Origin of the sequence: Dyella marensis (assembly GCF_900112865.1) — a bacterium.
GTDB classification, from domain to species: domain Bacteria; phylum Pseudomonadota; class Gammaproteobacteria; order Xanthomonadales; family Rhodanobacteraceae; genus Dyella_D; species Dyella_D marensis_A.
Genome location: NZ_FONH01000034.1, coordinates 1 through 23,061 on the forward strand (window position 1 = coordinate 1; position 23,061 = coordinate 23,061).

General features: G+C 67.2%; 19 protein-coding genes and 1 rRNA gene. 15 read left to right on the top strand and 5 right to left on the bottom strand.

The genetic code is table 11. The features are described 5' to 3' along the window. Nucleotides 1–155 precede the first annotated feature (155 nt). Nucleotides 156–268: ribosomal RNA gene (rrf, locus tag BM172_RS21295) — 5S ribosomal RNA — on the top strand. Nucleotides 269–805: 537 nt separating this feature from the next. On the opposite strand, the gene BM172_RS21300 is transcribed toward rrf, so the two are convergent. Next, nucleotides 806–1,741, bottom strand: coding sequence for a carbohydrate kinase family protein (locus tag BM172_RS21300; RefSeq protein ID WP_026633405.1), 936 nt, complete (start codon nt 1,739–1,741; stop codon nt 806–808). A 273-nt stretch (nt 1,742–2,014) separates the two neighbouring features. Between BM172_RS21300 and BM172_RS21305 the strand changes: the two genes are divergently transcribed. From BM172_RS21305 to BM172_RS21365, 13 genes are all read left to right on the top strand, one after another. Continuing rightward, nucleotides 2,015–3,061 carry a rod shape-determining protein gene (locus BM172_RS21305; RefSeq protein ID WP_026633406.1) on the top strand — a complete coding sequence of 349 codons (1,047 nt, stop codon included), beginning with the start codon at nt 2,015–2,017 and terminating at the stop codon, nt 3,059–3,061. 19 nt (nt 3,062–3,080) lie between these two features. Then, nucleotides 3,081–4,064, top strand: a complete 984-nt coding sequence (gene mreC / locus BM172_RS21310; RefSeq protein ID WP_026633407.1) for a rod shape-determining protein MreC — start codon at nt 3,081–3,083, stop codon at nt 4,062–4,064. Beyond that, a complete protein-coding gene (gene mreD / locus BM172_RS21315; RefSeq protein ID WP_026633408.1) occupies nt 4,061–4,549 on the top strand; it encodes a rod shape-determining protein MreD in 489 nt (162 codons plus the stop codon). The genes mreC and mreD overlap by 4 nt, the downstream gene beginning before the upstream one ends. A gap of 4 nt (nt 4,550–4,553) precedes the next feature. Then, nucleotides 4,554–6,563 (top strand): penicillin-binding protein 2, encoded by a 2,010-nt coding sequence (gene mrdA / locus BM172_RS21320; RefSeq protein WP_026633409.1) that lies wholly within the window; start codon nt 4,554–4,556, stop codon nt 6,561–6,563. Further along, complete coding sequence (gene rodA / locus BM172_RS21325) at nt 6,560–7,678, top strand: rod shape-determining protein RodA (protein ID WP_026633410.1); 1,119 nt, start codon at nt 6,560–6,562, stop codon at nt 7,676–7,678. Before mrdA ends, rodA begins: the two co-directional genes overlap by 4 nt. Nucleotides 7,679–7,816: 138 nt before the next feature. Further along, a complete protein-coding gene (gene mltB, locus BM172_RS21330; protein ID WP_428844777.1) occupies nt 7,817–8,812 on the top strand; it encodes a lytic murein transglycosylase B in 996 nt (331 codons plus the stop codon). Beyond that, nucleotides 8,809–9,774, top strand: a complete 966-nt coding sequence (locus BM172_RS21335; RefSeq protein ID WP_026633412.1) for a septal ring lytic transglycosylase RlpA family protein — start codon at nt 8,809–8,811, stop codon at nt 9,772–9,774. The genes mltB and BM172_RS21335 overlap by 4 nt, the downstream gene beginning before the upstream one ends. A 58-nt stretch (nt 9,775–9,832) precedes the next feature. Beyond that, on the top strand, nt 9,833–11,074 hold the full coding sequence (locus BM172_RS21340; protein WP_026633413.1) for a D-alanyl-D-alanine carboxypeptidase family protein: 1,242 nt from the start codon (nt 9,833–9,835) through the stop codon (nt 11,072–11,074). 14 nt (nt 11,075–11,088) lie between these two features. Further along, the gene (locus BM172_RS21345) at nt 11,089–11,379 is read left to right on the top strand and encodes a YbeD family protein (protein WP_026633414.1); all 291 of its coding nucleotides are present in this window, start codon (nt 11,089–11,091) and stop codon (nt 11,377–11,379) included. Between the two features lie 143 nt (nt 11,380–11,522). Then, nucleotides 11,523–12,191, top strand: coding sequence for a lipoyl(octanoyl) transferase LipB (gene lipB, locus BM172_RS21350; protein WP_051548310.1), 669 nt, complete (start codon nt 11,523–11,525; stop codon nt 12,189–12,191). 10 nt (nt 12,192–12,201) lie between these two features. After that, nucleotides 12,202–13,206 (top strand): lipoyl synthase, encoded by a 1,005-nt coding sequence (lipA, locus tag BM172_RS21355; protein ID WP_026633415.1) that lies wholly within the window; start codon nt 12,202–12,204, stop codon nt 13,204–13,206. A gap of 10 nt (nt 13,207–13,216) precedes the next feature. Further along, nucleotides 13,217–15,469: a carboxy terminal-processing peptidase gene (locus BM172_RS21360; protein WP_026633416.1), complete on the top strand. Its 2,253-nt coding sequence runs from the start codon at nt 13,217–13,219 to the stop codon at nt 15,467–15,469. 214 nt (nt 15,470–15,683) lie between these two features. Beyond that, nucleotides 15,684–16,292 (top strand): DUF4126 domain-containing protein, encoded by a 609-nt coding sequence (locus BM172_RS21365; protein ID WP_026633417.1) that lies wholly within the window; start codon nt 15,684–15,686, stop codon nt 16,290–16,292. Nucleotides 16,293–16,401: 109 nt separating this feature from the next. Here the strand turns inward: BM172_RS21365 and BM172_RS21370 are convergent, their stop codons facing one another. Continuing rightward, nucleotides 16,402–18,159, bottom strand: a complete 1,758-nt coding sequence (locus BM172_RS21370) for a M1 family metallopeptidase (RefSeq protein WP_026633418.1) — start codon at nt 18,157–18,159, stop codon at nt 16,402–16,404. A gap of 220 nt (nt 18,160–18,379) precedes the next feature. Between BM172_RS21370 and BM172_RS21375 the strand changes: the two genes are divergently transcribed. Continuing rightward, nucleotides 18,380–18,775, top strand: a complete 396-nt coding sequence (locus BM172_RS21375; protein ID WP_081804997.1) for an endonuclease domain-containing protein — start codon at nt 18,380–18,382, stop codon at nt 18,773–18,775. A 253-nt stretch (nt 18,776–19,028) separates the two neighbouring features. On the opposite strand, the gene BM172_RS21380 is transcribed toward BM172_RS21375, so the two are convergent. The 3 genes from BM172_RS21380 to BM172_RS21390 all read right to left on the bottom strand — a co-directional run bounded on the left by BM172_RS21380 (nt 19,029) and on the right by BM172_RS21390 (nt 22,545). Beyond that, complete coding sequence (locus BM172_RS21380) at nt 19,029–20,402, bottom strand: leucyl aminopeptidase family protein (protein WP_026633419.1); 1,374 nt, start codon at nt 20,400–20,402, stop codon at nt 19,029–19,031. Between the two features lie 197 nt (nt 20,403–20,599). Further along, nucleotides 20,600–21,289, bottom strand: coding sequence for an HAD family hydrolase (locus BM172_RS21385; protein ID WP_026633420.1), 690 nt, complete (start codon nt 21,287–21,289; stop codon nt 20,600–20,602). Nucleotides 21,290–21,297: 8 nt separating this feature from the next. After that, nucleotides 21,298–22,545, bottom strand: a complete 1,248-nt coding sequence (locus tag BM172_RS21390) for a LysM peptidoglycan-binding domain-containing protein (RefSeq protein WP_026633421.1) — start codon at nt 22,543–22,545, stop codon at nt 21,298–21,300. Nucleotides 22,546–23,061: the final 516 nt, after the last annotated feature.

The following is a 23,061-nucleotide window of genomic DNA, read 5'->3' on the forward strand; positions in this document are numbered from 1 at the left end:
GCTTACGCGTACTAATGAGCCGTGCGGCTTGACCATATAACCCCAAGACGCTTCGCACGTAATCCTTAGCGAACATCCCGATTCACCAAACGCTTGTCACTCGTTTACCCCTTTGCGGGGCTTGGCGCACCAATCTGCGCTGCCCCCACCCCTTCCCTGGCGACGATAGCGCTGTGGCCCCACCCGATCCCATCCCGAACTCGGCAGTGAAACGCAGCTGCGCCGATGGTAGTGTAGCTTGCTATGCAAGAGTAGGTCATCGCCAGGGGCTTTATCCTTAAAAACCCTCACCCTCCGGTGAGGGTTTTTTCTTGCCTGAAACATAGCGCCACCATTAGCTCCGCATAAACACCACGATTAGCTCGCCATTCGCCATGGCTTTAAAGCAGTGCGATTAACAAGCGCCGTGTGCAGCACGTTCTTTCATTCTGCATTCGCACACCGCAACACCACGCCAAGTCGACGCTGTCGCGCTCGATGCCAATTAGTCGAGAGCTAGATGCTCCGCAGCTGCATCGCACATCACGCGATACATGTCGCGCGAGCTTATCCAGCCTTGCCGTCGCCTACACCGCCCTGGGACGACGCGAGCGCGTCCTCAACGTTCAGCGTTTTCTGCCGCCACGCGCGTTCCGCGATTCATCGATCGAGCATCGCTCGATCAGGCGAGCGACATTAGTCACGCGAGAAATGACATCGAGCGAACTCCGCCGAACGCTAAGCCCATCCCCCAAGCCCAAATAAAAAGGCCTCCCACCGGGAGGCCTTTCATCAGCTCGAATCAACAAGCCCGAATCAACCGAAGTCAATCCAACCCATACCCGAACTGCTCCTTGAACTCCGCCGCAAACAGCGCGTAATCGAAGTGCTGGTTCTGCGTACCCGGATATTCAACCTTCAGCGCACCCATCAGCGACGCCATCCGACCGATCGTCGGCCAATCCTTCCCACGCATGATCCCGAAGATCAGTCCGGCGCGATAAGCATCGCCGCAACCGGTCGGATCCACCACCTTGCGCTCGCGCGCCGGCGGAATCTCGTGCGTGATGCCGTCGGTATGGATCAGCGAACCACGCGGCCCCAGCGTCACGATATACGCCTTCACCCGCTGCGCGATCTCCTCCGCGCTCCAGCCGGTGCGCGACTGCAGCAGCTGTGACTCGTAGTCGTTGACGATCACATAGGTCGACTTCTCGATCATCGCCCGGAACTCGTCGCCGTTGAACAACGGCATCGCCTGGCCCGGATCGAAGATGAAAGGCACGTTGCGCGCGGAAAACTCATCCACGTGCTGCAGCATCGCATCGCGACTGTCCGGCGCGACGATGGCGAAACTGATCTCCGGAATATCCCGCACATGATTCTCGTGCGCGCTCAGCATCGCGCCCGGATGAAAGGCGGTGATCTGGTTGTTGTCCAGATCGGTCGTGATGAAGCACTGCGGCGTGAACTGATCGCCGAACTCGCGCACGTAGTCGAGGCGGATCCCGCACTGCTGCATATGCGCGCGATACGGACCGAAGTCCTGGCCCACCGTGGCCACCGGCAGCGGATCCGCACCGAGCAGCTTCAGGTTATAGGCGATATTGCCGGCGCAACCGCCGAACTCGCGACGCATCCGAGGCACCAGGAACGACACGTTCAGGATGTGCACCTGGTCGGGCAGGATGTGGTTCTTGAACTGGTCCTGGAAGACCATGATGGTGTCGTATGCCAACGAACCGCAGATAACGGCAGACATGATTCGTAGGTGTCCCCGGGCTAGTGAACAGGCCGCGCGAGCGCGGTCGACCGATGGCCAGGGCAAGCTGCCCGGCCAAAGTTGCGAATTTTACCGATATCCGAGCGCCACCGCGACGTCTTACTGAAAATTCCAATTCATGCATTGCCACCAAAAACGCTCATATCACCCCGCCATACAAGGCTTTCTTAACGATATGGTCCTTGCGCACAAGATGCCGCCTCTTTAGACTGGCGCGCTTACTTTTTAGCCAGATCGACGCACGGCGGGCCCATGTTCAAGAAGTTTCGCGGGATTTTCTCCAACGACATCTCCATCGATCTCGGCACGGCCAATACCCTGATTTATGTGCGTGGGCAGGGCATTGTTCTGAACGAACCCTCCGTGGTCGCCATCCGCCAGGACCGTGGTCCGGGCGGCCCCCGCGCCGTGGCCGCCGTCGGCAGCGACGCCAAGAAGATGCTCGGCCGTACCCCCGGCAACATCGCCACCGTGCGCCCGATGAAGGATGGCGTGATCGCCAACTTCTCGATGACCGAGGCGATGCTGCAGCACTTCATCAAGCAGGTCCACCGCTCGCGCCTGCTGCGCCCCAGCCCCCGCGTGCTGGTCTGCGTGCCCTGCGGCTCCACCCAGGTGGAGCGCCGCGCCATCAAGGAATCGGCCGAGGGCGCCGGCGCCCGTGACGTGTTCCTGATCGAGGAGCCCATGGCGGCCGCGATCGGCGCCGGCATCCCGGTGCACGAAGCCCGCGGCTCGATGGTGCTGGACATCGGCGGCGGCACCTCCGAAGTGGCGGTGATCTCGCTCAACGGCATCGTCTACTCGCAGTCGGTCCGCGTCGGCGGCGACCGCTTCGATGAGGCCATCATCAACTATGTCCGCCGCAACCACGGCACCCTGATCGGCGAATCCACCGCCGAGCGCATCAAGATGGAGATCGGCTGCGCCTTCCCGCAGACCCATGTGCGCGAGATCGAGATCTCCGGCCGCAACCTGGCCGAAGGCGTGCCGCGCATGTTCACCATCAACTCCAACGAGGTGCTGGAAGCCCTGCACGAGCCGCTGTCCGGCATCGTCGCCGCGGTCAAGTCCGCCCTCGAGCAGACCCCGCCGGAGCTATGCTCCGACGTCGCCGAGCGCGGCATCGTGCTCACCGGCGGCGGCGCCCTGCTGCGCGACCTGGACCGCCTGATCTCCGAGGAGACCGGCCTGCACGTGATGGTGGCCGAAGAGCCGCTGACCTGCGTGGCCCGTGGCGGCGGCAAGGCGCTGGAGCTGATCGATCAGCACGGCAGCGACTTCTTCGCCGCCGAATAAGCGCTGACGGGGGCAGGGGATGGCACTCGCTCGCGAGGACTCCTCGCCCCTGTTTGCCGGCACCGTTGCCGGCACCCTTCGCCTCATCCTCTATCTCGCCTTCGCCATGGTGCTGATGGTCCTGGACCATCGGAACGGCTGGATGTGGCGGATCCGCTACACCGCCTCGGCGGTGGTCGAGCCGGTCTATCGCCTCGCCGGCATGCCGGCGGCGGGCATGCGCAACCTCAGCGTGGCCTTCGCCGACCGCCAGCTGCTCACCGAGCAGAACCAGCGCCTGCGCGAAGACCTGCTGCTGGCCAACGCCAAGCTCAATCGCATGGCCTCTGTGGCCCAGCAGAACGAGCGCCTGAAGGAGCTGCTCGCCACCCAGCACAGCTTGGAACTGAACGTGCAGCTGGCTCGCGTCATCGACGTGGACCTGGGCAGCTACCGCCACCGCATGCTGGTCAACGCCGGCGCGCGCGACGGGGTGAAGAAGGGCCAGGTGGTGATCGATGCGCGCGGTGTGATCGGCCAGGTGGTCGAGGTGATGCCGCGCACCTCGCTGGTCATGCTGGTGACCGATCCCGATCACGCCATCCCGGTGGTGGTCGAGCGCACCGGCCTGCGCACCGTGGCCTACGGCTCGCGCGACGGCGACCAGCTCAGCCTGCCCAACATCTCCATGGCGGCCGACGTGCGCCCGGGCGACAAGCTGCTTACCTCCGGCCTCGGCGGACGTTTCCCGCCCGGTTTCCCGGTGGGTGAGATCCGCGGGGTGGAACCGGGAGCCTCGGGCATGTTCCTGGAAGGCCGCGCGCGTCCCACCGCCGATCTGGATCGCAGCGAGGACGTGCTCCTGCTGCACGACCAGGCCGAACCCGCCGGTCCGCCCGAACCCGCCACGCCCGCCGGCCCGCCGGCCGACCTGGCCCCCGCACCCGCCGCCACCGTGGCGCCGCCGCCGCGCGCGACCACGCTGCCGAATGCGGCCCCCGCCCCCACGAGCACCGCGCCATGAACAAGCAACGCGTCGGCCTGCTCTGGTTCGCCGGTTCCCTGGCATTCGCCCTGCTGTCCATGCTCGTGCCGCTGCCTGGCGCGCTGCAGCCGTTCAAGCCGTACTGGCCGGCACTGTTCCTGCTGTACTGGGCGCTGGAGGCCGGCGACCAGCGGGTCAGCCTGGGCCTGGCCTTCTGCATCGGCCTGTGCGCCGACCTGCTCGACGGCGTGTTGCTCGGCGAGCAGGCCATGCGCCTGTGCGCGCTGGTCTTCATCGCGCTGCGCTTCCGCTCGCGCCTGCGCTTCTTCCCGATGTGGCAGCAGACCCTGGCGGTGCTGGCCCTGCTGCTGAACGACCGCGTGGTGCTGCTGATCGTGCGCGCCTTCGCCGGCGAATCGTTGCCGCCCGCCAGCTGGTGGATTTCGCCGTTCGTCGGCGCCGCGCTATGGCCGTTCCTGTTCCTGCTGATGGACGACCTGCGCCTGCGTCTGCGCCTGCAATAGCGCCATGGCCCTGCGTCGTCGCTCGATCAAGGATTCCCGGGGCGAGGCCGCCCTGTTCCGGGCGCGCGCCTTCGTCGGCTTCGCGCTGATCCTGCTCGGCCTGTCGGTGCTGGCCGTGCGCTACAGCTTTCTGCAGGTGCAGCGCCACGACGAATTCGCGCTGCGCTCGGAAAACAACCGCGTCAAGCCGCGCGCCATCCCGCCGGCGCGCGGGCTGATCTTCGACCGCAGCGGCGTGCTGCTGGCCGACAACGTGCCGGCATTCCGGCTGGAAGTCGTGCCTGAGCAGGTGCCCGACATGCAGGCCATGCTGGCCGGCATCCGCGAGGTGATCCCGCTCGGCGACGACGATCTGGAGGCCTTCCGCAAGCAGCTCAGGCAGAACCGCCGCTTCGACAGCGTGCCGCTGAAGCTGCACCTGACCGAGGACGAGATCGCGCGCTTCGCCATCAACCGCTGGCGATTCCCCGGGCTGGACGTGGTGCCGTACCTCACCCGCCGCTATCCGTACGGGCCGCTGTTCGCGCATGTCATCGGCTACGTCGGCCGCATCGACGCGGACGATCTCAACCGCCTCGACCCGGACCGCTACAAGGGCACCAGCCACGTCGGCCGCAGCGGCCTGGAGCGCTCCTACGAGGATATGCTGCACGGCGAGCCCGGCTACGAGCTGGTCGAGGTCAACGCCGACGGCCGCCTGCAGCGCGTGCTCGAAACGCATGCGCCCAAGCCCGGCAAGAACCTGTACCTGAGCATCGATGCGCGCGTGCAGAAGGCCGCCATGGATGCGTTCGCCGGGCGTCCCGGCTCGGCGGTGGCGATCGACCCGCGCAACGGCCAGGTCATGGCCATGGTCAGCGTGCCGAGCTACGACCCGAACCTGTTCGTCAACGGCATCAGCAAGACCGACTACACCGCCTACACCAGTGCCGAAGACAAGCCGCTGCTCAACCGCGCATTGAAGAGCGCCTACCCGCCAGGCTCCACGGTCAAGCCCTTCCTCGCCCTCGGCGGCCTGGAATACGGCGTGCGCCGGCCGGAAGACACCGTGCTGTCCACCGGCGAGTTCTGCATTCCCGGCCAGCAGCGCTGCTACCGCGACGACAAGCGTGGCGGCGACGGCGTGGTGAACATGGTGCGTGCCATCCAGCATTCCACCAACACGTACTTCTACAAGCTCGCGCTGGACCTGGGCATCGACCGGCTCAGCGCCTGGATGGGCAGCCTCGGCTTCGGCCACAAGACCGGCATCGACCTGCTGGGCGAAGCCGAAGGCATCCTGCCTTCGCGCGAATGGAAGGCCACGCGCAGCAAGTTCGGCTGGTTCCCCGGCGAGACCATCCTGGCCGGCATCGGCCAGGGCTACTGGAACGTCACCACCCTGCAGCTGGCCCACGCCACCGCGACCTTTGCCGGCCACGGCACGCCGTATGCGCCGCGCCTGGTGATGGCCACCTCGGCGGTGAAGGAATCGCGCGTGCCGCTGCCCAACCCGCCCAGCGGTCCCAGCCTGATCCACAAGGACAACTACTGGAACGTGGTGAACCAGGGCATGGAAGCGGTGATTACCGAAGGCACCGGCAAGGGCCAGTTCACCGGCTTCCCCTATGTGGTGGCCGGCAAGAGCGGTACGGCCGAGCGCTTCTCCCGCCGCAGCAACGACTACGACAACAACAAGAACACCGCCTACCTGGCCACCCGTCACCGCGCCTGGTTCATCGGCTACACGCCCACTGACTCGCCGCGCATCGCCATCGCCGCGATGCTCGAGCAGGGCGCGTGGGGCGCGTCGGACGCCGGCCCGATCGTGCGCAAGATCATGGAGGCCTGGCTGGCCAGCCAGGGCGGCGCGGTACCCGCGCGCACGGCGCCGGAAGCATCCGCGCCGGCGCTGCCCGCCAGCGCGCCCGAGGTGCCGGAAGACACGCCGGTCGCCACCCCGGCGGACGTGCCGGCGCAGCTGCCCTCGGACCATGACGACAGCGGGCAGCAGGACGACGGAGGCCATCAATGATCGACGAACTCCAGGTCCGCCTGACCCGCTTCCTGCGCCGCCTGCTGACCCGGCCGCGCATCGACCTGCCGCTGGCCTTCGGCCTGCTGCTGCTGGCCGCCACCGGCCTGGTCACGCTGTACAGCGCCAGCGGCGGCAGCATGGCGATGATTACCGGCCAGGCCGCGCGCTTCGTGATCGGCGGCATGCTGCTGCTGCTGATCTCGCGCATTCCGCCCTCGGTGCTGCGCGGCTGGACGCCATGGCTGTATGCCGGCAGCGTGTTCCTGCTGATCGTGGTGGCCGGCGTGGGCGAGATCCGCAGCGGCTCCAAGCGCTGGCTCAACCTGGGCGTGATGTCGTTCCAGCCGTCGGAGCTGCTCAAGCTCACCGTGCCGATGATGGTCGCCTGGTACCTGCATCCGCGCCAGCTGCCGCCGTCGTGGAAGGACATCGTCACCGTCGCCATCCTGATCGGCATCCCCGCCGGCCTGATCGCCGAGCAGCCGGACCTCGGCACCGCCGTGCTGGTGGCCGGCGCCGGCGCGTTCGCGCTGTTCCTGTCCGGCATGGCCTGGTGGAAGATCGGCAGCCTGCTCGCCGCGGTCGGCGGCATGGTGCCGGTGGCCTGGCATTTCCTGCACGAATACCAGCGCAACCGCGTGCGCACCTTGCTGGATCCGGAATCCGATCCGCTGGGCAACGGCTGGCACATCATCCAGTCGCAGATCGCGGTCGGTTCCGGCGGCGTGTTCGGCAAGGGCTGGCAGCACGGCACGCAGTCGCGCCTGGACTTCCTGCCCGAGCACACCACCGACTTCATCTTCGCGGTGTTCGCCGAGGAGTTCGGCCTGGTCGGCGTGGTCGCGGTGATGGCGCTGTACGCCTTCATCATCGGCCGCTGCCTGTGGATCGCCATGGAGGCGCGCGAAACCTATTCGCGCCTGCTCGCCGGCGCGATCGGCATGAGCTTCTTCGTCTATGTGTTCGTCAACGGCGGCATGGTCGCCGGCATGCTGCCGGTGGTGGGTGTGCCGATGCCGCTGATCAGTTATGGCGGCACGTCGGCCGTATCGCTGCTCACCGGCTTCGGCGTGCTGATGTCGATCCATGCCAACCGGAAGATGCACGATTGAAGCGCCAGGCCGACGATGCGTTGCGCTGAACCGCCCACGCGCATGCCCGCGTTCCGCCCAGGTTTGCGCTGCCATGCATGCTAGGCTCTTGCGCGCACATCGTTCTGCCAGCGAAGTAGCCTGATGACTGAGATTGCCATGCCCCGACCCTTGCAATGGATTGCCGCCCTGGGCCTCGCCGCCGCTGCCGCGCTGACGTCCGCCCAGGCCCAGACTCACCCGGGGCAGGCGCAACTGGTCGCCGAAGTGGCCAAGGAAACCGGCAAGGATCCATCCACGCTCAACAGCCTGCTGGACGGTGCGAAGAAACAGCAGAGCATCCTCGATGCCATCAGCCGCCCGGCCGAAGCCAAGCCGTGGAAGGACTACCGGCCGATCTTCCTTACCGACAAGCGCATCGACGAGGGCGTGGCGTTCTACCTGGAACATCGCGACCTGGTCGAGCGCATCGGCAAGCAATACGGCGTGGCGCCGGAATACATCGTCGCCATCGTCGGCGTGGAAACCTTCTACGGGCGCAACACCGGCAAGTACAAGGTGCTCGACGCGCTGGTCACGCTGGGCCTGTACTACCCGCCGCGCGCGGCCTTCTTCCGCGAGCAGCTGAAGGTGCTGCTGAGCCTGCCGGACTCGATGCTCGGCGGCCCGCTGGACAAGCTCGTCGGCTCCTACGCCGGCGCGCAGGGCTGGGGCCAGTTCATGCCCTCGAGCATCCGCGACTTCGGCGTGGACGAGGACGGCGACGGCCACATCGACCTGCACGATTCGCTGCCGGACATCCTCGGCAGCGTGGCCAACTACTTCGCCAGGCACGGCTGGGTCAGCGGCGGCCCGGTGGTGGCGCGCGCGCAGCCCGATGCCGCCGCGCGGCCGATCCAGGTGAAGGATTCCAAGCCGCAGTGGCCGCTGGAACAGCTGATGGCCTGGGGCTACGCGCCGCTGCAACCGATGAATCCCGGCCAGCCCAGCAGCCTGCAGACGCTGGAAGGGCCGAACGGGCCGGAATACTGGTTCACCTTCCAGAATTTCTATGTGATCACCAAATACAACCGCAGCCCGCTCTACGCGCTGGCCGTGCACCAGCTCGCCCAGGCGATCGCCGAAGGCGTGCGGGAGCGCGAGGCGACCCGATGAAATCCTCGCTCGCGCTGCCGGTGCTGGCGGTGATCGTGATGGCGCTGGCCGGTTGCGGCGGCAGCAAGCCGCGGCCGTCCAAGCCGGGCGGCTATACGCCGGGACGCGGCAGCAGCGGCGGGGTGTATCGCTCCGCCGACGGTGGCTCGCGCCGCAGCGGCATCGACGACGACGTCAGCCGGCCGCAGAGCAGCCGCTACCGCGACAACAGCGACAGCGTGCCGGACGGTCCGCCGCCGGACATCAGCAAGCTGGTCGAGCCCGTGCCCAAGGTCGAGCCGCGCGCGCTGTACGGCAACAAGTCGCCCTACAGCGTGCTCGGCCAGACCTACACCGTGCTGCCCAACGCCAACGGCTATGTGGAACGCGGCATCGCCTCGTTCTATGGCAACAAGTTCCACGGGTACAAGACCTCGAGCCTCGAGGAATACGACATGTACCAGTTCTCCGCCGCGCACAAGACGCTGCCGCTGCCCAGCTACGCGCGCGTCACCAACCTGGAGAACGGCAGGAGCGTGGTGGTGCGCATCAACGATCGCGGCCCGTTCCACGACAACCGCCTGATCGACCTCTCCTACGCCGCCGCAGTGAAGATCGGCGTGTACCCCAAGGGCACAGGCCTGGTGGAAGTGCGCGCGATCACCCCGGGCGAGCCGCTGCAGGACCTGCCGCCACCACCGCCGCCCGCCATTGCCGCCAGCACCGGCCTGCCCACCGGCGCGCCCAGGCCCGGCATCTACCTGCAGGTCGGCGCCTTCGCCGACAACGCCAATGCCGAGCGCGTCGCGCAGCAGCTGCGCAGCGCGAATTTCGCGCCGGTACAGGTGGTGGATGCCCAAATCAACGGCCGCAGCGTGCGGCGCGTGCGGGTAGGCCCGCTCTCCGACGTCGACAGCGCCGACGAAGTGACTGCCAGGATCCAGGACATGGGACTGCCGCGTCCGCAGGTCGCGGTAGACTGACGCATTGCCATTCCGGCGCTCCGGCGCCAGCCCTATCGAAACCGGACCACTCAGAACGATGAACTTCCTCCGCCGTACCCTTGCTCCGATTGCCGTCACCGCCGCCCTGGTGCTGGGCACCGCCGCCGTCGCCCAGCAGACCCCGCCCAAGCCCGCGCCAGTGCCGCGGCCGGTGGTGGCCGAAGCGCCGGTGCCGCCGCCGCCGGACGTCGACGGCAAGAGCTGGGTGCTGATGGACTACGCCACCGGCCAGGTGCTCGCCGCCAAGGATCCGGACGTGCGCCTGGAGCCGGCCTCGATCACCAAGGTGATGACCGACTACGTGGTCTCCGCCGAGATCGCCAACGGCAAGATCCACATGAACGACCAGGTGACCATCAGCGAGAACGCCTGGCGCAGCGGCGGCGCCGGCACCGACGGTTCCACCAGCTTCCTCAAGCTCAACAGCCAGGTGCCGCTGAAGGACCTGCTCTCGGGCATGATCATCCAGTCCGGCAACGACGCCGCCATCGCGCTGGCCGAGCACAGCGCCGGCAGCGAGGGCGCGTTCGCCAACCTGATGAACGCGTACGCCAAGCAGCTGGGCATGGTCAATTCCAACTTCCAGAACGCGTCCGGCTACCCGATCGCCAACCACTACACGACGGCCCGCGACATCGCGCTGCTGTCGCGCGCGCTGATCCACGACTTCCCCGAGGACTACGCCATCTCGGCGGTGAAGGACTTCGAGTGGAACGGCATCAAGCAGCACAACCGCAACCTGCTGCTGTGGCGCGATCCCAGCGTCGACGGCATCAAGACCGGCCACACCGCCGCCGCCGGCTTCTGCCTGGCCGCCTCGGCCAAGCAGGGCGAGGCGCGCATGATCGCCATCGTGATGGGCGCCAGCAGCGAGAAGGCGCGCGCCGACGCGGCGCTGGCGCTGATGAACTACGGTTTCCGCTTCTACGAAACCCACAAGCTCTACGACGCCAACAAGCCGCTGGCCACGCCGCGCCTGTGGAAGGGCAAGCAGGACCAGGTGCCGCTGGGCGTGAGCGAGAACGTGCTGGTCACCGTCAAGCGCGGCGACTACGACAAGCTCAAGGCCACCGTGGACGTGCCCGCCACGCTGATCGCTCCGTTCACCAAGGGCCAGCAGATCGGCACGCTGCGTGTCACCCTGGACGGCCAGCCGGTGCAGAACCTGCCGCTGGTGGCGCTGGAAGATGCGCCGCAGGCCGGCTTCTTCGGCCGCCTGTGGGACAGCATCATGCTGTGGTTCCACAGCGACAAGAAGCCTGACGAAGCGAAGAAGTAAGCCGAGGTATCGCCATGCAGGACATCGATTCGATCAAGGCGCAGAACGAAGGCCAGGGCTTCCAGTTTCCCGGCGAATTCGAAATCACCGCCATGGGCAACGCCGCCGCGGACCTGCCCAAGCGGGTGCCGGCGATCCTGGAAGGCATCGGCCTGCACGTGCTGCACGAGACGGTGAAGCATCGCAGCTCGAGCGAGGGCAACTTCCTCTCGGTCACGGTCAGCTTCCGCTGCGACAGCCGCGAGCAGTACGACCTGGCGCACGCCACGCTGCGGGCCGACCCGGATATTCGGTTCACTCTGTAAGCCGCGCTGCGGGCCGGGATTTCCCGGCCCGCAGCGTTTTGGGCGCTGCCGTATCGGTGCCGCGGAGACGCGCCCGGCGCCCTTGCAAGCCCGGAAACCCGGCCGCACCTGTTCCCAATCCCTTCCGTTGCCCGGTCGTCCCCATGTCCCAGCCGCTGAAAATCCGCCGCCTCGGCCGCCAGCCCTATGAGGCGACCTGGAAGGCCATGAGCGCGTTCACCGACCAGCGCGGCCCCGACACCACCGACGAGCTGTGGGTGCTCGAGCACGATCCGGTGTTCACCCTGGGCCAGGCCGGCAAGATGGAGCACGTGCTGGCGCCGGGCGACATCCCGGTGGTCCCGGTCGACCGCGGCGGCCAGGTGACCTATCACGGTCCCGGCCAGATCGTGGCCTATCCGCTGATCGACCTGCGCCGCGCCGGCGTGGGCGTGCGCGAGATGGTGTGCAAGATCGAGCAGGCCATCATCGACACCCTGGAGCGCTGGAATATCGGCGCCGCGCGGCTGGAAGGCGCCCCCGGCGTCTACGTGGCCGGCGCCAAGGTCGCCGCCCTGGGGCTGCGCGTGCGCCGGGGCTGCAGCTTCCACGGCCTGGCCTTCAACGTGAACATGGACCTGGCCCCGTTCCACCGCATCAACCCTTGCGGCTACAAGGGTTTGCAGGTCACCCAGGTGCTAGACTTGGGCGGTCCGTCGCGGTTGGCGGAGGTCGAAGACGCACTGGTCGAGGAGTTCTGCCGCCAGTTCGATTTCACCGCTGAGTCCGCCGCTCCCGTCCTTCCCGAACTACCCGCTCGCGTAGCGGTCTGAGCTTGCCTACATGAGCGACATGTCCCCTTCCAAGGTCATCCCGATCAGCGTCGTCAGCGGTACGCCCGCGGTCGAGAAACAGCTCGGCAACGACAAGATCGCGCGCAACCGCGCCGGCTTCGAAACCGACACCCCCGTGCTGCGCAAGCCCAGCTGGATCCGCGTGCGCCTGCCGCAGGGCAACGCCGTGCAACAGCTGAAGGCGCGCCTGCGCGAGAACTCGCTGGTCACGGTGTGCGAGGAAGCCTCCTGCCCGAACATCCACGAGTGCTTCAGCAAGGGCACCGCCACCTTCATGATCCTCGGCGAGGTGTGCACCCGCCGCTGCTCGTTCTGCGACGTGGCCCACGGCCGCCCGGCCGCGCCCGATCCGCTCGAGCCCGCGCGCCTGGCCGAGACCATCCGCGACATGCGCCTGAAGTACGTGGTGATCACCTCGGTCGACCGCGACGACCTGCGCGACGGCGGCGCCGAGCATTTCGCCGCCTGCATCCGCGCCACGCGCCATGCCGCGCCGAACATCAAGATCGAGATCCTCACGCCCGACTTCCGCGGCAAGGGCCGCATGGAGCGCGCGCTGGAAGTGCTGAAGGATTTCCCGCCGGACGTGTTCAACCACAACCTGGAAACCGTGCCGCACCTGTACCGCGAAGTGCGCCCGGGCGCGGACTACCAGTGGTCGCTGGACCTGCTCAAGCGCTTCAAGGCGCAGCATCCGGAGGTCCCCACCAAGTCCGGCATCATGCTGGGCCTGGGCGAGACCATGGAGCAGGTGCTGGAGACCATGCGCGATCTACGCGCCCATGACGTGGACATGATCACCATCGGCCAGTACCTGCAGCCCACGCCGCATCACCACCCGGTCGTGCGCTACTGGACTCCCGAAGAATTCGAGGCGCTGCGCGAAGCCGGCGAGGCGATGGGCTTCGGCCACGTCGCGTCCGGTCCGCTGGTGCGTTCGTCCTACCACGCCGATCTGCAGGCCCACGCGGCAGGTGTCACCGAGCATGCCTAAAGAGAACTTCATGAAACTGCGTACCGTCTCGCTCGCACTGCTGCTCGCCTTCACCGTCGGCGGCGCCCAGGCGCAGTCGGCCGCCGACCTCACCGGCGGCACCGCCGGCGGCCGCAAGGCCTCGTCGCTGCCGCTCAAGCCCACGCTCACCGAAGCGCAGGCCGCGCAGCTCTCCGCGCGCTTCCTCACCCGCTTCCACTACGACGCGCAGCCGCTCGACGACGCCATGTCGGCGCGCATCTTCAAGGCCTACTTCGACGCGCTCGACAGCGAGAAGGTGTTCTTCACCCAGGCCGACATGGCCAAGTTCGCGCCGCTGAAGACGCAGTTCGACGACGCCATCTGGAACCAGGACCTGTCCGGCCCGTTCTCGGTGTTCAACCTCTACGTGCAGCGCGCCGTCGAGCGCATGAGCTACGCGCGCGAGCTGCTCAAGAAGGGCTTCAAGCTCGACACCAACGAGAGCTACGCCTACGACCGCAAGAAGGCCGACTGGCCCAAGGACCAGGCCGAGCTCGACACCCTGTGGCGCGAGCGCACCACCAACGACTGGCTGCGCCTGAAGCTCGCCGGCAAGAGCGACGACGACATCCGCAAGACGCTGGACAAGCGCTACGCCAACTACATCGAGCGGGTGCGCCAGCTCGACGGCGAGGACGCGTTCCAGTCCTTCATGAACGCCTACGCCGAATCCACCGACCCGCACACCGACTACCTCGGCCCGCGCGCGGCGGAGAACTTCGACATCTCCATGAAGCTGTCGCTGGAAGGCATCGGCGCGGTGCTGGGCGTGCGCGACGAATACGTCGTAGTCAGCCAGGTGGTGCCGGCCGGCCCCGCCGCCAAGTCCGGCAAGATCCACGCGGGCGACCGCATCGTCGGCGTCGGCCAGGGCGCGGACGGCGCCATCGTCGACGTGATCGGCTGGCGCAACGACGACGTGGTCAAGCTGATCCGCGGCAAGAAAGACACCACCGTGCGGCTGGAAATCCTGCCCGCCGACGTGGGCGTGGACGGCAAGCACGAAGTGGTCTCGATGGTGCGCCAGAAGGTCAGCATCGAGGAGCAGGCCGCCAAGAAGAAGATCATCGAGATCAAGGACGGCAACGTCAGCCGCAAGATCGGCGTGATCGACCTGCCCACGTTCTATTCCGACTTCGGCGCGCGCCGCGAAGGCGACAAGAACTTCAAGAGCGCCACCCGCGACGTGGCCAAGCTGCTCGGCGAGCTGAAGCAGGCCGGCGTCGAAGGCGTGATCATGGACCTGCGCAACAACGGCGGCGGTTCGCTCACGGAAGCCAACGAGCTCACCGGCCTGTTCATCGACAAGGGCCCGGTGGTGCAGGTGCGCGACGCACGCGGCCAGGTCGACGTGCAGGGCGACGACGATCCGGGCATGGCCTGGACCGGCCCGATGGCAGTGCTGGTCAACCGCGGCTCGGCGTCGGCCTCGGAGATCTTCGCCGCCGCCATCCAGGACTACGGCCGCGGCCTGATCATCGGCCAGCCCAGCTTCGGCAAGGGCACCGTGCAGAACCTGGTCGACCTCGACCGCTTCGCCAGCCGCACCAAGGAGAAGCCGCAGCTGGGCGAGCTGAAGATGACCATCGCCGAGTTCTTCCGCATCAACGGCGGTTCCACCCAGCTCAAGGGCGTGACGCCGGACATCAACTTCCCCAAGAGCGGCGACGAGAAGGACTTCGGCGAGTCGACCTACGACAACGCCCTGGCCTGGACCCAGATCGCTCCTGCGCCGGACTACAAGCCGGTGGCCGACCTCAAGGCCTACCTCGGCCAGCTGCAGGCCAAGCACGATGCGCGCGCGACCAAGTCGCCGGGCTGGAAGCTGATGCTCGACGAGCTGGCGCAGTACCGGAAGATGCGCGACAAGACCACGATCTCGCTCAACCTGGCCCAGCGCCAGGCCGAGCGCAAGGACCAGGAAGCCCTGCAGGCCGACTTCCGCGCCCGCCACAAGGCGATCGACGGCAACAGCTTCGCCGACGACCGCGATGGCCTGGACGACGGCCTCAACGCCAACGAGCGCAGCCTGAAGTCCGAGCAGAAGCAGGAAGACGACGCCAAGAAGGCGGCCGATCCGCAGTTGGAAGAAACGGCGCACATCCTGTTCGACGCCGTGGGCCTGATCAAGGGCGACGCCAAGCTGGCGGCCGAGGTGCTGCCGTACGGCGGCAAGTTCTCGCCCAATGCCACCGCGGCGGCGACGACGGAAGCGAAGAACCCCGCGCCCGGCACGCGTTGAGGGCAGGGTTTAAGCTCGTGTAGGTTGGGGTGAGCCACAGGCGAACCCCAACAATGCGAGGCAGCTCGATGTGGCGATGTTGGGGTCACGGGTTGCATCGGCAGCCCGCCCTTCGGGCCATCCGCTACGCGGACGTTCGCTACAGCATCCAGCCTTCGCAGTCCCCAGCGGCTCACCCCAACCTGCACCAGAGGGCTGTGGTACAAGGCCCGCCATGGACACGCTATCGAACGTCGCGCTCGCCGGCGGCCTGGCCTGGGCCAGCGGCGTACGGCTCTATGCCACCGTCTTCCTGGCCGGCCTGCTCGGCCGCCTCGGCGTGGTGCATCTGCCGCCTGGCCTGGAGATGCTCAGCGATAACTGGGTGCTGATCGTCTCCGGCGTACTGATGCTCGGCGAATTCCTCGCCGACAAGATCCCCGCCTTCGACAGCGTGTGGGACGCGATCCACACCTTCATCCGCATCCCCGCCGGCACGCTGCTGGCGTGGGGCGTGTTCAAGGACGCCTCGCCCGGCATGCAGATCGCCGCGGCCCTGCTGGGCGGCGCGCTGGTCTCGGGCACGCACCTGGCCAAGTCCGGCGGCCGCGCGCTGATCAACACCTCGCCGGAACCTTTCAGCAACTGGGGCGCCAGCGTGGGCGAGGATCTCACCTGGGCCGGCATGTTCTACCTGATGTGGCAGCACCCGCTGGCGCTGCTGGTGGTGCTGGCGCTGTTCGTGCTGTTGATGCTGTGGTTGTTGCCGAAGATCGTGCGCGGGGTGCGAGTGGTATTGCGGACGCTGCGGCGGTTGTTTGGAGCGCCGGACACTGCAGCGTAGGTTGGGGTGAGCCGCAGGCGAACCCCAACATTCGCCACCTTCAGGCGCCTCGCGGTGTTGGGGTTCGCCTGCGGCTCACCCCAACCTACGCCGGAGGGGCGAGCAGGCTTCAGCTCTTCTTCTCCGCCTTCATCTTCTTCTCCACCTGCTCCTTCCTCCACTGCTGGAACTCGCCGATATGCGGCAGCTCCCGCAGCACCTTGCTGCGCGGATCGACCACCACCAGCGCTCCGGCCGGCGCGGCCACCGTGCCGTTGCCGTCGGTCATCGGCAGCGTATGCATGGTGTCGCCCACCTGCACCTCCACCGGCATCGGGAACGGCTTGTCGTGCGGCACCTTCCAGTGCAGCGAGAGCGTGTCGCCCTCGTGCTTCACTTCCAGCGCCGGCAGCGCAGCCTCATACAGGTACACGTTGAAGAACCAGTTCAGATCCTTGCCGGTGACCTGGTTGACGATGTCGATGTAGTCGCGCGTGGTCGCATAGTGCGGTGCGAAATTGCCCGGCTTCGGATCGGGCCGGCCGTATACCAACCGGCGCACCGCCTCGAAGAAAGCCTGGTCGCCGATCATCTGCCGCAGCGTGTGCAGCATCAGCGAGCCCTTGTAATAAATGTCGTTGGCCGGACCGGTGTCGGCGTCGTACACCTCGTGCTCGAACTGATGGCGGCCAGCCACGATCGGATGCTCGTTCTTCACCGAGGTACGCTCGGTCTGCAGCATCGAGAAGTACGGCATGTCGCCATACCGGTACTGGCCGTACAGCGGCTGCATATAGGTGCCGAAGCCTTCGTGGATCCACATGTCGTCCCAGTCGACATTGGTCACCTGGTTGCCGAACCACTCGTGCGAAAACTCATGCTGCAGCAGCCAGTCGAAGCCGTACTGGTCGCGCGGATAGCCGTTGCCGTAGGCATTGATGGTCTGGTGTTCCATGCCCAGATGCGGTGTCTCCACCACACCCATCTTCTCGTCGCCGAACGGGTAGGGACCGATCTGCTGCTCGAAGAAGTCGAGCATGCGCGGGAACTCGCCGAACAGCTGCTTCGCCTGCGCCTCGTGCCCGCGCAGATACCACATCTGCATCGGGATACTGTTGCCGTAGCGGCTCTTGTAGTCGCCCTTCAGCACATCGAACGGGCCGATGTTGAGCGAGATCGCGTAGGTGGTCGGATGCTTGGCGCGCCAGTGATAGGTGTGGTTCGCGCCCTGGTCCTTGATGTCCACCAGCACGCCGTTGCCCGGCGCGGCCAGCGTCTTGGGCACGGTGATGTAGGTGTCGACCAGGTCGGGCTTGCCCATCGGGTGGTCGATGCACGGCCAGAACATGTCGCAGCCTTCGCCTTCTACCGCGGTGGCGACCCACGGCTGGCCGTCCTCGGTCTTGGCCCACACGAAGCCGCCATCCCAGGGCGCGCGCTTGGCGACGTGCGGCTTGCCGCCGTAGCGGATCTCCACCGTGGTCTTGCCGCCCTTGGCCAGCGGCTTGGTCAGGGAAATCTGCAGACGGCCGTCAGGATTGCTCCAGGCGCTTGTCGGCAAGGCCTTACCGTCCAGCGCGATGCCACTGATCTTCAGCTCCGGATCCAGGTCCAGCAGCAGCACGTCGGTCGCTTCGCGCGCCGTGAAGGTCAGGCGCGCGGTGGCTTCCAGCGTCTCCTTGGGGATGTCCACCGCGAAATGCAGCTCGGCGTGATCGAAGTTCAGCCGCTGCTGCTCGGCCGGCATCTGGCCGCCGGAACGCTGCGTCTGCTTGCTCAGCGGCGGCTGTTCGGGCTGCTTGGGCTGGGTCTCGGCGGCGAAGGTGGCGTGGGTGCCCAGCAGGGTGGCGAGCCCCAGGGAAAGCAGGCGGGGACGGAGGGTCGGCATGGAGGGCTCCCTGTGAATGGAATCCTAAGCATGGCAGCGAAGCGTCCTAGGCAACATCGCCGAAGGTCATGCCGTCCGGCACTGGCGACGGCCTACGCGCGGTCGCCGGGCGCCGTCATGCGGCGACAGCGGCGGCCGACCGGCAAGCGCGGCGGCGCCCGATAGTGAGCGATGTGCCGGAGACGGCTAACTGGACGCTCCCTCTCGCAAGGAGCGCCCCATGCATCGCCGCCGCCGCCAGATCGACCACCACCGCCTGCAGTGCGTCCAGGCCGAGCTCCACCTGTGGCTGGCGCTGCAGGGCGAAGACGCGGCTCGCTACCGCTTCCGCCGCCACCATCTGATCGCCGGCTACCTGGTCGACATGGCCTGCGTTCCGGCGCGCCTGATCGTGGAGATCGACGACGGCCGCGTGCAGGCCGCGCCGTCCTATCACTCGGCGCGCACCCGCATGCTCGAGAACAAGGGCTACCGCCTGCGCCGCTTCCGCAGCGAGGACGTGCTGCTGCGCCTATCGCGCGTGCTGGCGGAGATCGCACGCGAGCTGGGGCGCGATGGGCCTGGGTTGAATGGACATGGATCCGATGGCCGTGTGCCGCGCGTGGTGTCGCTGTGAGCGGGCGCAACGGCGTGTGGCGCCGGGTGGGCGTCGCCTGGCGTGCGCCGCGCGAGCCTCGGCAGACGTGGTTGCGTGGTCTGGCCGCACGTTGGAGTTCGCCTGCGGCTCACTCCAACCTACCTCGCTCGCCGCAGAAGAAGGCCCACGAAGGCCGGCGTAGGTTGGGGTGAGCAACGCGAACCCCAACAGGCGTTGCCACGGAGCGGCACCTTACGTTGGGGTTCGCCTGCGGCTCACCCCAACCTACGCTTCAGCCGTAGCGCTTCTGCAGCAGCGCGAACATCGCGCGCACGCCCATCGCCTCGCCGCCGCGCGGGCGGCCGGGGCGGTCGCCGTCGTTCCACGCGTAGGTATCCAGATGCAGCCACGGCGTGGTGTCGGCCACGAAGCGTTCCAGGTACAGCGCCGCGGTAATCGCGCCGGCATGGCGCGAGGCGCCGCTGTTGGCGAAGTCGGCGATGTAGGAGTCCAGCATCTTCCGGTACGGCCGCCACAGCGGCAGGCGCCACAGCGGATCGTGCACCGCCTGGCCGGCGGCCAGCGCCTGCTCGGCCAGCTCGTCGCGGTTGGCGAACAGCGCCGGCAGGTCCGGTCCCAGCGCCACGCGCGCGGCGCCGGTGAGGGTGGCGAAGTCCACGATCAGGTCCGGCTGCTGCTCGCCCGCGTAGGTCAGCGCATCGCACAGCACCAGGCGGCCTTCGGCGTCGGTGTTGTCGATCTCCACGCTGAGGCCGGCACGCGTCACCACCACCTCGCCCGGACGCAACGCGTTGCCGCTGACCGCGTTCTCCACCGCCGGGATCAGCAGCTGCAGGCGCACCGGCAGCTTCGCTTCCATGATCAGCCGCGCCAGCGCGATCGCATGCGCGGCGCCGCCCATGTCCTTCTTCATCCAGCGCATGCCATCGGCCGGCTTCAGGTCCAGGCCGCCGGTGTCGAAGCACACGCCCTTGCCGATCACCGTCAGCAGCGGATCGCCGCTCTTGCCCCAGCTCAGCTCGATCAGACGCGGCGAGCGATGGCTGGCGCGGCCCACGGCATGGATGGTGGGGAAGTTGGCCTTGAGCAGCTCGTCGCCGACCCACTCGCGCACCTTGCCCTTGTAGGTCTTGCCCAGCTGGTTCACCGCCTCGGCCAATTGCTTCGGGCCCATGTCCTCGGTCGGCGTGTTGACCAGGTCGCGCACCTGCGTGGTGGCTGCGGCCAGCGGCGCCAGCGTCTTCAGCTCGGCGGCCGGCACGGCCAGCGTGGCCGACGCACGCTTGGCCTTGCGATAGCGGGTGAATTCGTAGGCGCCCAGCGCCCAGCCCAGCGCGGCCTGCGCCTTATCGGCGAGCACGCCTTCGTCGGCGAGGTGGTAGCTGCCTTCCGGCAGCGTCTTCGGCAGGTGGGCGATGGCATTGAGCGCATCCGCCGCATCGACGCCGGCCAGCACGCGCTGCAGCTTGCCGCTGGCGTCGGCCAGCAAGGCGAACGTGCCCGGCGCAGCTTCGAAACCGGTCTGCTCCAGCCACTTCCGCTGGGCGGCGCTCAGGCGCTTCCGGGTGGCGGCCAGGCGGGTGGCGTCGGTGGTTTCGATGGCGACGCTCTGGCGGTCGCCGGCTTTGCGTTCGATCAGGGACATGGGACTCCATTCGCCGCACACCGCGCGCGGCTCACTAGGCGTAGCTCGCAATGATGCGCGCTTTTAAGCAGCCGGGCGACTGGTGTCCCCGCACCGGCGTAGGTTGGGGTGAGCCGCAGGCGAACCCCAACATCACCGCCTCCAAACGCATCGCATTGTTGGGGTTCGCCTGCGGCTCACCCCAACCTACGTCGGCGTTACTGCGCTTCCAACCAATCCGCCAACGCCGTCATATCAGCCAGATCCAACTCCGGCGCCGCCCCCAACGCTTCCGGCCACGCCACCCGCTCCCGATTGATCCAGGCGGTGCGCAACCCAGCCTCACGCGCTCCAGCCACATCCAGCACCGGATCGTCTCCCACATGCAGAATCTCGCCCGGCGCTATGCCCAGCCGCTCTGCCGCCATGGAAAAAATCCGCGGATCCGGCTTCGCTACCCCGGTATCCCGCGCACAAATGTGATGCGCGAAATGCGCGCGTATCCCGATCATGTCCAGATCCGCATTGCCATTGGTCAGACTGGCGACGGGAAAAACGGCGGTGATCCGCTGCAACGCCGGCAGGCTGTCGGCGTAAAGCTCCACGCTGTTGCGCGCGGTGAAATAGATATCCCACAGCACGTCCAACGGCGCTTCAGCCAGGCCGCACGCGGCGAACGCGCGCTGCATGGTGATATGCCGCTGGGCGGTGAAATCGTGGGCGAGGTCCAGGCGCTCCCCGGCGACCTGGGCGCGCAGGGCGCGCATGGCCGGGATCGGCCAGGCGCGCGCTACGTCGGGATAGTGCTGGCGCAGGTAGGCGTCCAGCTCCTGGTCGGCACGCTCCAGCGCGGGAAGCACCGGCCAGAGCGTGTCGTCCAGGTCCAGCGTGAGGGCCCGGATGCGCAGCTTGCGCGTCAGAGGCCCACCTTCAGCACCTGGCCGATCTTGACGTTGTCGCTCTTCAGATCGTTCCAGCTGCGCAGGTCGGCGACGGTCACCGAATTCTTCTTGGCGATTACCGACAGCGTGTCGCCCTTGGCCACGATGTAGGTCTTGTCGCCGGTGGCCGCGGCCACGGCTTCGGCCTTCTTCTCGGCATTGGCTTCGTTGCGCGCCTGCAGGTCCTGCTTGGACTGCTGGGTCAGCTCGGAGGTCGGCGAGGTCGCCACGCGCGAGGCGTACATCGCGCCCGGCGCGGCTACCGGCGTCGGCTTGGCGGCGGGTTCGTCCGTCATCGGGCGGGCGCCCACTTCGGCCAGGATCTTCGGGCGGCGCGACACATCCAGCTCGGCCAGCGCCGGCGCCTCGTCGTACGGCACCAGGTCATGCTTGCGGGCGACGTCGCGCGCGGCGTCGGTGCCCAGGAAGTCCATGAACACCTTCAGCTGCGCCATCTTCGGGCTGGTCTCGCTGGTGATCAGGTAGACCGGGATGAACAGCGGATAGCTGCCGTCCTTCACCGTCGCCGGGCTCGGCGGCGCGCCGTTGATATTGATCGTCTTCACCTTGCGGTTGCCGGTGACGCCGGCCAGCGTGGTCACGCCCAGCGCCTTCGGATCCAGCGTCACCGCCTCTTCGAGCTTGGCGGTGTTCACGTACAGGCGCGGCGCCGCCACCGGCTGGTTGCCGCGGCCGAACAGCAGCTTGCGCAGGCTGTATTCGACACCGTCGCCGGGGCTGGCCACGGCGTACAGGTCGATCTCCTGGTCGTTGCCGCCGACTTCCTTCCAGTTGGTGATCTTGCCGTAGTAGATGTCGTGCACCTGCTTCAGCGTCAGGCTGTTCACCGGGTTGGACGGGTAGGTGATCATCACCAGCGCATCCCACGCCACCGGCGTGAACACCAGGCTGCTCTCGGACGAACCGTCCGGGCCGCGCGCGGAGCCGGCGAAATCCGCCGTGCCCTTGGCCACGGCATCCAGGCCCGAGACGGTGTTGAACGGCTGCACTTCGATCTTGCCCTTGCCGGCCTTTTCGTAGGCCTTGGCCACGTCGGTGACGAGGCCGCGCGCGGTCGCCTGGTCGCCGCGCCAGATCAGCGTGGGTGCCGCCGGTGTGGCGGGCCTCTTGGAACTCTTGGCCTTGGTGGCGGCCTGCGCCGCGGAGGCGGCGGCCACACTCAGCAGTGCGACGGAAAGGATGCGTGCGAGACGGAAAGACATAGGTGTGGGAAACCCCGGGTTCGACTAGAGATGGGACCGCGTACTGCCGTCATGGCGCGCATGCGTCGGACAAAGCTGCGGTATTTCATCCGGCTGCTTGGGAACAATCAAGCGAATAACTGCGCTCGGGGTCAGAAAAAACGCCCGGGATCTCCCTCATTGGCCATCGTGGCGTAAGAAAGCGAAACGGGGGCTGACGGGAGGGGGGTATATCAGGGGTTGGTGCGACACCCATCGCGAAACGCGGACGTAGGTTGGGGTGAGCCACAGGCGAACCCCAACGCCGCGACACCCTGCACGTCCCGTTGGGGTTCGCCTGCGGACCCCAACCTACGCGGGCTATTCCTCAACCTTCAAAGTGGAACCCTTCTCCCTCCGGGAGCACGCGGGGAGCGCACATGGATGTGCGCGGCTCTGAGGAGCGAGGAAGGTGCCGGCAGGTGGATGAGGGTTCGGCCGGAGCGATGCACGTCACTCTTGCGCTCCGCCCGTACCCTCACCCCAACCCCTCTCCCG